At 70.8% G+C, this 12408-nt stretch carries 13 protein-coding genes; 9 read left to right on the top strand and 4 right to left on the bottom strand.

What is annotated here, in order from left to right:
- Positions 1-299: acyl-CoA thioesterase (locus G531_RS0115615; RefSeq protein ID WP_035759322.1), on the bottom strand; the 299-nt coding region annotated here is incomplete at its 3' end.
- Positions 300-343: 44 nt separating this feature from the next.
- On the opposite strand from G531_RS0115615, the gene G531_RS0115610 reads away from it, so the two are divergent.
- From G531_RS0115610 to G531_RS0115595, 4 genes are all read left to right on the top strand, one after another.
- Positions 344-1555, top strand: a complete 1212-nt coding sequence (locus tag G531_RS0115610) for a DUF418 domain-containing protein (RefSeq protein ID WP_026927948.1) — start codon at positions 344-346, stop codon at positions 1553-1555.
- A gap of 84 nt (positions 1556-1639) precedes the next feature.
- Positions 1640-2092, top strand: coding sequence for a DUF2871 domain-containing protein (locus G531_RS23220; RefSeq protein ID WP_035759302.1), 453 nt, complete (start codon positions 1640-1642; stop codon positions 2090-2092).
- Positions 2093-2109: 17 nt separating this feature from the next.
- On the top strand, positions 2110-3300 hold the full coding sequence (locus G531_RS23215; RefSeq protein ID WP_035759299.1) for a sensor histidine kinase: 1191 nt from the start codon (positions 2110-2112) through the stop codon (positions 3298-3300).
- Positions 3297-3962 (top strand): response regulator, encoded by a 666-nt coding sequence (locus tag G531_RS0115595; protein WP_051215590.1) that lies wholly within the window; start codon positions 3297-3299, stop codon positions 3960-3962. The genes G531_RS23215 and G531_RS0115595 overlap by 4 nt, the downstream gene beginning before the upstream one ends.
- Positions 3963-3995: 33 nt before the next feature.
- Here the strand turns inward: G531_RS0115595 and G531_RS0115590 are convergent, their stop codons facing one another.
- Positions 3996-4691, bottom strand: coding sequence for an NUDIX hydrolase (locus G531_RS0115590; protein WP_026927946.1), 696 nt, complete (start codon positions 4689-4691; stop codon positions 3996-3998).
- Positions 4692-4792: 101 nt separating this feature from the next.
- Between G531_RS0115590 and pnuC the strand changes: the two genes are divergently transcribed.
- The 4 genes from pnuC (at position 4793) to G531_RS24825 (ending at position 9240) form a co-directional block, all read left to right on the top strand.
- Positions 4793-5392 carry a nicotinamide riboside transporter PnuC gene (gene pnuC, locus G531_RS0115585; protein ID WP_026927945.1) on the top strand — a complete coding sequence of 200 codons (600 nt, stop codon included), beginning with the start codon at positions 4793-4795 and terminating at the stop codon, positions 5390-5392.
- Positions 5389-6414: an AAA family ATPase gene (locus tag G531_RS23210; RefSeq protein WP_035759321.1), complete on the top strand. Its 1026-nt coding sequence runs from the start codon at positions 5389-5391 to the stop codon at positions 6412-6414. The genes pnuC and G531_RS23210 overlap by 4 nt, the downstream gene beginning before the upstream one ends.
- Before the next feature lie 167 nt (positions 6415-6581).
- Positions 6582-7778 (top strand): acyl-CoA dehydrogenase family protein, encoded by a 1197-nt coding sequence (locus tag G531_RS0115575; protein WP_051215589.1) that lies wholly within the window; start codon positions 6582-6584, stop codon positions 7776-7778.
- 46 nt (positions 7779-7824) lie between these two features.
- A complete protein-coding gene (locus tag G531_RS24825; protein WP_051215588.1) occupies positions 7825-9240 on the top strand; it encodes a TetR/AcrR family transcriptional regulator in 1416 nt (471 codons plus the stop codon).
- 98 nt (positions 9241-9338) lie between these two features.
- Here the strand turns inward: G531_RS24825 and G531_RS23200 are convergent, their stop codons facing one another.
- Positions 9339-10220: an alpha/beta fold hydrolase gene (locus tag G531_RS23200; protein ID WP_035759297.1), complete on the bottom strand. Its 882-nt coding sequence runs from the start codon at positions 10218-10220 to the stop codon at positions 9339-9341.
- A 228-nt stretch (positions 10221-10448) separates the two neighbouring features.
- On the opposite strand from G531_RS23200, the gene G531_RS0115560 reads away from it, so the two are divergent.
- Positions 10449-11348 carry a VOC family protein gene (locus G531_RS0115560; protein ID WP_026927943.1) on the top strand — a complete coding sequence of 300 codons (900 nt, stop codon included), beginning with the start codon at positions 10449-10451 and terminating at the stop codon, positions 11346-11348.
- 106 nt (positions 11349-11454) lie between these two features.
- Here G531_RS0115560 and G531_RS23195 read toward each other — a convergent pair whose 3' ends face one another.
- Positions 11455-12357: an IclR family transcriptional regulator gene (locus tag G531_RS23195; protein WP_145978620.1), complete on the bottom strand. Its 903-nt coding sequence runs from the start codon at positions 12355-12357 to the stop codon at positions 11455-11457.
- Between the last annotated feature and the right edge of the window lie 51 nt (positions 12358-12408).

Raw genomic sequence — 12408 nt, 5'->3', positions numbered from 1 at the left:
TTGCGGGTCTGGATGTCCTCGGCGGTGACCCGGATGCCGACTTCCATCGAGGTGCGGCCGGTGTAGTTGACCGAGGCGGCGAAGGTGACCAGTTCGCCGACGTGGATCGGTTCGCGGAAGATGACCTGGTCCACCGAGAGGGTGACCGCATAGTGACCGGCGTACCGGCTGGCGCAGGCGTAGGCCACCTCGTCGAGCAGCTTGAGGATCGCGCCACCGAGGACGCCGTTGGAGAAATTTGCCATCCCGGGAGTCATCAGGACTGCCATCCGCAGTCGCTGGAGAGGTTGTTCACCCATGACGGCACACTACCGCCGACGAATCGACTTGTAAGGTGCCCAGCATGACCGCTTTCCCGGAATCGGCTTCCCCGGAATCCTCGGTCCCCGACGTCCGGCCCGCGTACACCCGCGAACTGGCCCCCGATCTGGCCCGCGGGCTGATGCTGCTGTTCATCGCGCTGGCCAATGTGCCCGGCTTCCTGTACGGGCGGGAAACCGGGGGACTGGTCCGCCCGCTCGGCGGGACCCGGGCCGACCAGCTGGTCTCGGTGGCCGGGATCATCGCGATCGACGGGCGGATCTACCCGATGTTCGCCTTCCTGTTCGGCGTCGGGATGGTCCAGTTCCGGCGCAGCCGCCTCGAGCACGGGGTCGCGCTGCCGGTGGTCCGCCGGATGCTCACCGACCGGCACCTGTGGCTGATCGGGTTCGGGGCGGTGCACGCGCTGCTGCTGTTCGCCGGGGACATCCTGGGCACCTACGGCCTGTGCGGGCTGATCCTGATGGCTGCCCTGTTCGAGCGCGACAACAAGCAGATCGGACTGTTCGCCGCGATCTACCTGGGCTTTCTGGCGCTGTACGCCGGCGCGGTCCTGGCGGGCGGGCTGACCACCCCGCTGACCCCCGAGCTCGTCGCGGCGGCGCGCTCGACCTTTGCGCCGGTGGCCGAGCCGAGTTATCCGGCCTCGATGGCGCTCCGGTTCCAGGCGTGGCTCTCGGGAACCCTGACCGGGGCGCTGACCACCCCGATCATGCCGGCGATCCTGCTCGGCTGGATCGCCGCCCGGCAGGGCTGGTTGGTGCAGCGACGCTACCGACGCCTGCTGATCGCCACCGCGGCGATCGGGATCCCGGTCGCCTGGCTGGGTGCGCTCCCGACCGCGCTGGCGCACCTCGGCGTCCTGGCGGCGCCGGCCTGGGCCTTTTCCGGGCTGGTTGCGCTGACCGGGCTGGCCGGCGGCCTCGGCTACGTCGCCGGATTCGCCCTGCTCGGCCAGCGACTGCAGGACCGGCAGTCCGCCCCGGTGCGGGCGGTCGCCGCGCTGGGGCAGCGCTCGTTGAGTGGCTACCTGTTCCAGTCGGTGATCTTCGCCCCGTTGCTGAGTGCCTGGGGGCTGGCGCTGGGCGGGTGGATCGGCGCTGCCGCCGCGGCCGGGATCGCGCTGGTCACCTGGCTGGTGTCGGTGCTGCTGGCGTACGCGCTGTCCCGGGCCGGCCGCCGGGGACCGGCCGAGGTGCTGCTGCGCCGGCTCACCTATCGCCGGGCCCGATAATCAACCGAAGGGTGGAGGTCGCGCGGTGTCGCCGACCCGGGCCGGCGGCATAGCGTCGCCGTGTCGTCTCCGAAAGGTACTGAAATGACCACCGCCCTCTACCGTTGGGCTGCCCTGTGGACCGCGTTCGGCCTGGCCAGCGGCCTGTTCTACCGCGAGTTCACCAAACTCAACGGCGTCCCCGGCGGGACCCAGCTCGCCGTCGTGCACACCCACGCCCTCACCCTGGGCACCATCGTCCTGCTGGTCGCCCTCGCCCTGGCGCTGGCCCTGCCCGCGCTGGCGGAGCGGGGCGCGTTCCGGGTCTTCGTCTGGGTCTGGAACATCGGCCTGGCGATCGCCACCCTCGGCATGCTGACCAAGGGCATCCTGCAGGTCAGCGGCAACGCCCTGGCCACCAGCCCGATGATCGCCGGCATCTCCGGCCTGGGCCACATGACCCTGACCGCGGGCTTCATCATCTTCTTCGTCGCGCTCGGGCGTACGCTCAAGGCCCGGCAGGGACAGCCCCGGGACACGGTGCCGACCCCGGCCTGAACGCCTAACGTCGGGGTATGACGTCGGTGATCCGGATCCTCGGGTGGCTCCAGCACGGCCTGCTGATTCTGCTGTCGGTGGTGTGCCTGACCCGCTCCCTGCTCGACGGCGCCCCGGCGGTGCTGTTGGTCCCGCTGCTGGTCGCCTTCGCGGCCTGGTACCTGGTCGGCACCCGCGCCGAGCGGGTCCGGCCCGGGCTGTGGCTGGGGGTGCTCACGCTGATCTGGATCGGCCTGGTCGTGGTCTCCCCGCACATGGTGTGGCTCGCCTTCGGACTGTGGATGCTCGCCGGCCACTCCCTGCCCGGGGCCCGAGCGGTGGGCTACACCGCGCTCACCCTGCTCGTGGTGATCGGCGCGCCCCTGCTGAACCGTGGCGGGCTGCAGTTGGCCGAAGTGGTCGGTCCGGTGATCGGCGCGGTGTTTGCCCTGGTGATGTCGCGCGGTCAGGCCGAACTGGCCCGGGAGGGCCGGGAACGGCAGGTCTTGATCGACTCCCTGGTCGCCGCCCAGGCCGAGACCGAGCAACTCTCCGGCGAACTCGCCGAGGCCCAGCGCGCGGCCGGCGCCCTGGCCGAGCGGACCCGGCTGTCCCGCGACATCCACGACACCCTGGCGCAGGGCTTCTCCTCGATCGTGCTGCTCGCCCGATCGGCCCGGGGCACCGACGAGCCGGGGGTCCGCGACATCGTCGCCCGGATCGAGGCCACCGCCGCGGACAACCTCACCGAGGCCCGCCGGGTGGTCGCCGCGCTGGCGCCGGCAGATCTCGCCGAGGGGTCGCTCCCGGCGGCGCTGCGTCGCCTGGTCGACACGTTCGGTGCCGAGACCGGGGTGGCCGCCGAACTGCGGCTGGACGGCGACCTGGCTGCCCTCCCGACCGCGATCGAGGTCGCCCTGCTGCGTACCGCCCAGGGCGCGCTGGCGAACGTCCGCTCGCACGCCGGGGCGACCCGGGCGGTGGTCTCACTGGCCAACGTGGAGGACGAGGTTCGCCTGGACATCGTCGACGACGGCGTCGGCTTCGACCCGAACGGGCTGGATCAGCGGCCGGTCTCGCCGTGGTCGGGCGGCTACGGGCTGCCCTCCACCCGGGCCCGGCTGCGGGAACTGGGCGGTGGGCTCGAGCTGGAATCCGCCCCCGGGGAGGGCACCGCGCTGTCGGCCCACATTCCGCTGCCCAGCACTGCCCCGGGAGGATCCCGATGAGCGACCCATCACCCGCCCCCGGGGCCGACCGGTCCGGGCCGATCCGGGTCGTCATCGTCGACGACCACTCGATCGTGCGCGCCGGGCTGCACGCCCTGCTGGACGCCCGCCCCGAGCTCATCGTGGTCGCTGAGGCCGACTCCGGCGCGGCCGCGCTGGCCGTGGTCGCCGAGCAGGGCCCCGACGTGGTGCTCTGCGACCTGCGGCTGGGCGCCGGCCTGGACGGCGTCGGGGTGACGCGTACGCTGCGCGCCGCCGGTCCGGACGCCCCCGCGGTGCTGATCCTGACCACCTACGACCACGACGCCGACATCGTCCGGGCCGTCGAGGCGGGCGCGGCCGGTTACCTGCTCAAGGACGCCGACCCCGACCAGCTCGTGGCCGCGATCGTCGGGGCCGCGGGCGGGGAGCGGATCTACAGCGACACGATGAACCAGCGGGTGATCGAGACGATGCGGACTCGCCGCGCCGGGCTCAGCGACCGCGAACTCGAGGCGCTCGCCCTGGTCGCCGGGGGAATGTCGAACCGGGAGGTCGCCCGGGCGATGTTCGTCTCCGAGGCGACGGTGAAGACCCATCTCAACCATGCCTTCACCAAACTCGGGGTCGACTCGCGTACCGCTGCGGTCGCCGCGGCCCGCTCGGCCGGCCTGATCGGCTGACCCCTGATCGGCTGACCCCCGCGAGCTCCGGGGTCAGGCCCGGCGCAGCGGCGGATGCAGCACCGTGGCCGGCCCGGCCCGGTAGACCCGCGCCGGCCGACCCCGACCGAGCGAGAGTTGCCCCTTGACCGGGATCAGAAAGTCCTTGGTGCCGGTCACCTTGCGTTGGAAGTTGGCCGGATCCAGCCGCTCCCCCCAGACCGCCTCGTAGACCCCGCGCAGTTCGGACACGGTGAACTCCGGCCCGACGAACGCGGTCGCCAGCGCGGAATGCTCCAGGCCCGAGCGGGCCCGTTCCAGGCCGTCGTTGAGGATCCGGGCATGGTCGAAGGCCAGCTCCTGCTCGCACAGATCGGTCACCGGCACCCACAGCGCCTCCGCCGCGTCCGACCCGGCCACCGGGTCCGGCAGATTCGCCCCGAGCATCACCCAGGCGACCGACACCACCCGTTCCGGTCGGGGGTCGCGGCCCGGCGTGCCGTAGGTCTGCAACTGCTCCAGGCCGGTAACCAGGGCCGGGTCGATCCCGGTCTCCTCGGCGAGCTCGCGATAGGCGGCATCGACGAGATCCTCGTTCTCGTGCACGAACCCGCCGGGCAACGCGAGCATCCCGGCGTACGGCTCGACGCCGCGGCGTACCAGCAGAACGCACAGCTGCTGTTCGCGCAGGGTGAGGATGACCAGGTCCGCAGTGACCGCGAAGACCGGGAATTCCGATCGGTAGACCACGCCCCGAGCCTAGTGCTCACCTGCCGCGCGGGCGTCGGAATCACTTATTGTCAAAGTGACCATTAAGTGGTTATGGTCAGTGTGACAAAAAGGAGGCTGTAATGGGGTGGACACTCACCTGGACCGAACTCGCCGGATTCGTCACCGGCGCCGCCTGCGTGTGGCTGGTGGTCCGCCGCAACATCTGGAACTTCCCGCTCGGGATCGCCAACAACATCGTGTTCTGGTTCCTCTTCCTCGGGGCCGGCCTGTACGCCGACGCGTGGCTGCAGGTGGTCTACCTGGTGCTCGGGGTGCTCGGCTGGTACTGGTGGCTGCGCGGCGGCGAGGAGCACAGCCGCCTGGTGGTGCGGCGTACCCCGCGCAGGGGCTGGTGGGCGATCGCGGCGTTCCTGGGGGCGGCGACCGCGACCATCTACGCGGTGCTCACCTCGCACACCGACTCCCGGGTGCCGCTGGGCGATGCCCTGACCACCGCCCTCAGCCTGGGCGCGCAACTGATGCTGAACCGCAAGTGGCTCGGCAACTGGGTGCTGTGGATCGTGGTCGACGTGCTCTACGTCGGGCTGTACACCTCCAAGGGGCTGTACCTGACCGCAGTGCTGTACGCCGGCTTCGTGGTGCTCGCCGGGTACGGGCTGCGCCAGTGGCGCCGCGCCGCGCGGGTGGCCGACCCGATCCCGGCGGGGGTGACGGCATGACGCCCGACCGGTTCGGGCACGGGATGGTGCTGGGCAAGTTCTATCCCTTCCACATCGGCCACCAACAACTCATCCGGGCGGCCGAGGCGCGGTGTGCCCAGGTCACCGTGCTGGTGCTCAGCAGCGCGGTCGAGTCGATCCCCGGTCCGCTCCGCGCGGACTGGATCGCCGCCGAGCACCCGCGGGTGCGGGTGCTCGGCGGCCGCGACGAGACGCCCAACGACTTCACCGACCCGCTGATCTGGGACCGGCATCTGGCCGTGATCGAGGCCCTGCTGCCCGCACCGGTGGACGCGGTGTTCACCAGCGACGACTACGGCGCCGAACTCGCCCGGCGGCTGCGGGCCGACTGGGTGCGGGTCGATCCCGGTCGGCGCGGGATCCCGGTGTCGGGGACCCGCGTACGGGCGGATCCGGCGGGCCATTGGTGGGCGCTGCCGACGCCGGTGCGGGAGTGGTTCTGTCGCCGGGTGGTCGTGGTGGGGGCGGAGTCGACCGGCTCGACCACCCTGGCCCGCTCCCTGGCGGAGCACTATGGCGTGCCCTGGGTGCCCGAGTACGGCCGGGAGTGGAGCGTACGCCGGCCCGCCGGAGCGTTCGGGCCCTGGCACAGCAGCGAGTTCGACCTGATCGCCGCCGAGCACGCCCGGCAGGAGGTGGCGGCGATGCGGCGTACGCCCCGGCCCCTGATCGTCTCCGACACCGACGCCCTGGCCACCGCGCTGTGGCACGAGCGCTACCTGGGTACGCCCAGCCCGTCGGTACGCGACCTCGCGGCGGCTCGGCGGCCCGATCTCTACCTGCTCACCGGCGCGGAGATTGCCTGGGTCGATGACGGCACCCGGGACGGTACCCCGCAGATTCGCGCGGCGATGCAGCAGCGCTTCCGCGACGAACTCGACGCCGGGCCGACGCCCTGGCTGCTGGTGCAGGGGGACCGGGCAGCCCGGCTCGCCGCGGCGGTTGCGGCGATCGACCGGCTGCTCACCCGGGGCTGGGAGTTGACCGACCCGCTCGGGTGACCCCGTCGCGCCAATTTTCGCCCCGTGCCACTCCCCGGAACCGATTCGATGCGGCCACCGACCCGTCCGACGCACCATCGATGTGCAAGCCCACCGGGCACTCTTCCACCAGACCGGTGCCGACGACACGCCAGTGACCGGACAACGAAGTCAGACAGGAACCAGCCATGACCGAAACCATCGAACGTCTTCCCCGGGGCGCTGCCCTGCCCGGAACCAGTCCCCGCGTCGCCCCGGTGGCAGAGAGCCTCGCTGCGCGCGAGGTGGAGGCTGCCGAGCTGGGCAACCTGCCCGAGCAGACCGTGGCCGATCTGCGCAGCACCGGCGTGATCCGGATGCTGCAGCCGAAGACCTTCGGCGGTGCCGAGGCGCATCCGGCCGAGTTCGCCGCCACCGTGATGGACATCGCTCGGCTGAACGCTCCGGCCGGCTGGGTCGGCGGTGTGGTCGGCATCCACTCCTGGGAGATCGCCGGCTTCAACGACCAGCTCCGGCAGGAGATCTGGGCCGATCCGGAGACCTGGGTCTCCTCCCCGTACGCCCCGATGGGCATGCTCGAGCCGGTCGACGGCGGCTACCGGATCTCCGGCCGGGTGACCTTCTCCTCCGGTGGCGAACTGTGCGAGTGGGCCATCCTGGGCGCCCTGCTGCCCACCGAGGAGGGACCGAAGCTGCGCCACATGGTGCTGCCTCGCTCCGATTACACCTTCGATCCCGATTCCTGGAACGTCCTGGGCCTGCGCGGCACCGGGTCCAAGGACCTGATCGTCGACAACGCCTTCGTGCCGAGCTACCGCGTCTACGACCCGCTCGACTTCGAGCGGGGCCAGGCCTTCGAGGCCGTCGGCGAGCACGGCCCGCTCTACAAGCTGCCGTTCCCGGTCATCTTCAGCGCCGCGATCAACTCCGCCAGCGCCGGCATCCTGGAGAACGCCTACGAGAAGATCCGCGCCAACTTCCAGCAGCGGGTCGACACCCGCGGCACCAAGTCCACCGAGGACGTCTACCAGCTGATTCAGCTCGGCGAGGCCGGCGCGGACGTCCGATCGGCCCGCACCACCATCCTCAACGACATGGAACGGCTCTACGACGAGGTCGTGGCGAACGGATTTATCGCCCAGCAGACCCGGCTCGACGTCCGGGCCAACGGCGTCCGGGCGATCCGCCGCGGCGCCGACGCGATCGACCGGATCTTCAACTACGCCGGCGGCCGCGCGCTGCAGAACACCAGCCCGGTCAATGCCGCGCTGCGCGATGTCAAGACGCTGATGGCGCACATCTGCAACAGCCAGCATCCGATCTACGACGGCTGGTCCCGGGTCAGCCTGGGTCTGGACACCAGCAAGCTGAACATCTTCGCCTGATGTGTCCGCATCGGTCGGTCACCACCGATCTCACCCGGATCCAGCCGTGACCGACGCAGCTACCGCCCCGCGCCCCATCCCGAACCGGATGCGGCGCGGGGCCGTCGCGTCCCCTACGCTGGTCGCGATGACCGAGGGGACCGGGCGCGGGGGCGCCCAGACACCGAAGGCGCGCCGCCTGTACGCCCGGGGCCGCGAGGGCCGGGCGAAGATCCTGGCCACCACCCTGGAGCTCGTCGAGGAACGCGGCTACGAGGGCGCCACCATCGCCGAGCTGGCCCGGCGTACAGAATTGCCGGCGAGCTCGATCTATTGGCATTTTGCCAACAAGGACGAACTCGTCGCCGCCGCCCTGCTGGACAGTTTCGAGAAGCGGGTGGACCGGAGCCGGCCCTGGCCGGAGGCGCCCGACGCTCGGCCGCTGCGCGAGCAACTGGCCGAGGCGCTGCTCGCACTGGCCGAGGAGGGGACCGGTGCGGACTACAACCGGGTCGGGCTGGTGGTCGCGCTGCCCCGGACCACCGCCGCGGTGGCCGCCAAGCAGGCCTTCCTGTACGGGCGCGAGTACGCCCTGGACCAGTTCTTGCACTGGTGGCGGATCGTGTTGACCGACCTCGGGATGGCCGCCGGCCCCCGGCTGGAGACGGCAAGTGAGGTGATGGGCCGGGTCACCATCGGTGTGCTGGACGGCCGCTTCCTGGCCAACCAGGACGTGCCGCTGCATCCGGCGGAGAACCTGGTGCTGGCCGATCTGCTGGTCGGCATGGCGCACTATGTCGTCGCCGGTGCGGCGTTGCCCGAGGGGGAGCCGCTGGCGATGACCCCCGAGGGGCTGCGCTATCCCGATCCCTCCGCGCTGACCGGGGCGGACCGGTTGGTGGCGGCCGCGATCGGAACGATCTGTGACTACGGCGTCCCGGGGACCACGGTGGCGAAGGTGTGTGCGCGGGCCGAACTGCCGGCCAGCTCGCTGTACTGGCATTTCAAGGACCTCGATGCGCTGATCGAGCAGGCCCTGGCGACCTCCTTCGCCGCCTGGGAGGACGACGTCGAGGCCCGCGCCCGGATCCAACCCACCGACCCGGCCTCGGCCCTGCTGCGCGGCTTCTCCTCGATGCGGCACCAGCCGACCGCGTTCCTGATCGGCTACGGCCTGCTGCTGCGCCGGGAGGACTCGGCGGCCCGGCGGCGCTTCAGCGCGATCCGGGCCCATGTCCTCAGCGTCCGATTCGCCTGGTTCCGGACCTGGCTGGCCGAGGAACTGCCCGAGGTCGCGCAGGCTGATCGCGATGCCCTGGGTGACGTGTTGTCCCGGGTCACCCTGCTGACCTCCGACGGGATCTTCCTGGTGGAGGCCCTGATGCCGCGCTGGCCGCTCGCGCGGGCCGGGGAGTTTCTCGGGGCCGGGCTGCGCGAGGCCGCGGAGCACTGGGTCGCGGCGGCGCCGGCCACCGGGGCGTAGCCCCACGTGATCCCGCACCGGCGGGCGTACGAAACACCGAACCGGGAGCGCAGTTGGTGCACTCCCGGTTCGGGTATTGCTGGGGGTGGGCCCGGGGCCTAGCCCCCGGTGCTGGTGAGCACCTGCTCGGCAGCCGGGGTGTGCTGCAGGAAGTGCTTCACGATGCCGTTGAACTCCTCGGCGTGCTCGAGCTGGGCCCAGTGCCCGCACCGGTTGATCAGGTACGCCCGGGAATTCGGGATCAGCTTGACCAGGCGCAGCGTGTGCTCGAAGGTCACCACCCGGTCATCGCGACCGTGCACCAGCAGCGCCGGGGCGGTGATCGAGGCGAGCTCCTGGTCCGAGGCGCCGTAGCGCAGCGGCGGGCCGCCGGCGGAGCCCTCGAGCCAGTTCTTCAGGTGCTCGGGGTTGGCCTGGGCGTTCGCGGCGCGCTGCTTCGACAGCGGGATCGCGATCTCCTTCGGGGTGTTGTAGGTCATCACCTCGACGGTCAGCTCGAAGTTCTCCGGGGTCGGGTCGGCGTACCCGCGGTAGAGGATCTTCAGGCCCTCGCTCAGGCCGCCGGCCGGATCCATGATGGTGACGCCGCCGGAGCCGGGGCCCATCGTGATCAGGTGCGAGACCTGCTCGGGATGGCGCGCGGCCATCGCCAGGGAGACCATGCCGCCCATCGAGTTGCCGACCAGGGCGACCGCGCCGAGGTCCAGCGCGGTGATGAACTGGGAGACCACCTCGGGGTGGTTGTACTCCGCCGCCGGCCGCGGGCTCGACTTGCCCCAGCCGGGCAGGTCGATCGCGAAGACGCGGAAGTCCTTGGCCAGCTCGGCGATGTTCGGGCTGAAGTTCGACCAGCCGGTCGCGCCGGGGCCGGAGCCGTGGATCAGGATCAGCGGGTGCCCCTCGCCGGCCTCGTTGTAATGCACATGAGTGCCGTCGGGCAGGTCGATCGATTTGCTCGTCGACTCGTAGGTGATCTCCATTGATGTTCCTTCGCTGGGTCGGAAGATGCGTTCCCGAGCATGCCGCATCGCCGGCCGGCGCGTCGTGGGTGGGGGTCCGCCCACCGGAACGGGCGACGAAAGCGCGCTACCGGTGAGCGCCGTTCCAGCCCCCGGAACGGCACGCTGTCACCGGTGGGGGAATCCGGCGCAGCCTGGGACCGAACAAAGGGCACTGTCGCCCACTGATCACCCCAAGAGGAGAACACCATGGCCGCTGTGCGCAGCATGGGTTATGCCATCGTCAACGCGACCGACCTGGACGCCTGGTACGAGTACGGCACCAACATCGTCGGGCTGCAGGTCGCCGAGCGGACCGAGAGCCGGATCCGTTTCCGGATGGACCAGAAGGCGTACCGGCTGGAGATCAACAAGGCCGAGGAGGACCGGATCACCCACATCGGCTGGGAGGTCGCCGGGGCCCAGGAACTCGAGGAACTGGCCGCGGCGGTCAGCGCCCTGGGCTACGACGTGCAGCGCCCCGACGCCGCGGAGATCGCCGACCGCTGTGTGGTCGACATGGTCCGCTTCACCGACCCCGACGGCACCGTCACCCTGGAACTGCACTACGCACTGCACGATTCACTGGACCGCTTCGCCTCCCCGCTCGGCCACGTCTTCGTCACCGGGACCGGTGGTGCGGGCCACGTCTTCCAGCTGGTCAAGGACGTCAAGGCGTACGAGACGCTGTACTTCGACACCCTGGGCTTCCGGCTGAGCGACTGGATCGACATGAAGGGGCTCAAGCTCACCTTCACCCACTGCAACCCGCGCCACCACAGCTACGCCTTCGGCGGCGGTGTCGAGGGCCTGCCGCAGGCGATCGGCCACCTGATGTTCGAGGTGGAGGACATCGACCATGTCGGCCGCGCCCACGACAAGGTGCTCAACGGCGAGGCTCAGTTGATCAACAGCCTCGGCCGGCACACCAACGACAAGATGATCTCGTTCTACATGAACTCCCCGTCCAACTTCGGCGTCGAGTTCGGCACCGGCGGTCTGTTGATCGACGACGAGACCTGGACCCCGACCTGGTACACCGACACCAAGTACTGGGGTCACAGTGACATGGTCAAGCTGGCCGCGGACGATCCGAAGAACTTCGGCTGAGTCACATTCCGGAGCAACGAACGGGCCGGGCGGGGATTTCCCGTCCGGCCCGTTCGGGTGCCGGTGCTGGTGCTGGTGCGTGTGGGGTGCTGGTGGGTGGGGAGGCTCAGTGCCGGCCGGCCAGCTCCTGGGCGATCGCCGCCGCGGTCTGCTGGACCAGTCGGGCGTACGCCTCGGCGGTGACCTGTCCGGTCGCCGAACTCAGCGAGATCGAGGCGACCGCGCGCCCGTCGACCAGGATCGGGGCGGCGACGGCGACCAGGCCGACCAGGGCCTCCTCGCGCTCATGGGCGATCTTCCCGGCGCGGATCTCCCGCAGCTGGTCGAGCAGGCGCCCGGGCTGGCGCAGCGAGAAGCGGGTCAGCCCGGTCAGGCCCTGCTCGTCGCTGGACTCGGTGACCGCCTGCCGCAGCTCATCGGCGGGCAGGTAGGCCAGCATCGCCTTGCCCAGGGCAGTGCAGCTGGAGGGGACCCGACTGCCGACCCGCGAGGGCATCGTCACCGTGCGTACGCCGTGCACCTTCTCCAGCAGGACGACCTCGGCACCCTGCAGGACCCCGAGGTGGACCGCCATCCCGGTGCGGGCCTGCAGGTCGGTCAGGTGCGGCACCGCGATCGAGCGCAGGCCGTGCGGGCGACAGGGGGCGACGTTGTTGCCGAGTTCGAACAGCCGCCAACCCAGCACGTAGGACGTGCCGGCGCGCTCGACGAAGCCGCTCTCCTCCAAGTGGGCGAGCAGCCGGAACGCGGTGGACTTGGCCATCCCGGCGCTGCGGGCCAACCCGCTGACGCCGACCGGGCCGCTGGCCTGTTTCAGGCTCTCCAGCAGCATCAGCGCCTTGCTCACCGAGGCGAGCGGGTTGTCGCTCTCCTTGCCGGCCGGCGCCTTCTCCCGGGCCGGACGGGCCTTTTCCTTGGCGGGCCGTGCCTTCCGTCCGGTGGGAGCCTTGCCCGCGGCGGGGCGCTCGAGGGTCTGGTCGGTCACGGGGCGCTCGAGGATGTCGGTCACGGAAGTCTCCATCATCGTTGGTGGATGTGCCTGTAGTGAACACTTCAGTTC

This window comes from Granulicoccus phenolivorans DSM 17626 = NBRC 107789 = JCM 15570, assembly GCF_000423085.1.
Taxonomy (GTDB): Bacteria; Actinomycetota; Actinomycetes; order Propionibacteriales; family Propionibacteriaceae; genus Granulicoccus; species Granulicoccus phenolivorans.
This window is presented reverse-complemented; position numbering and strand designations above follow the sequence as displayed.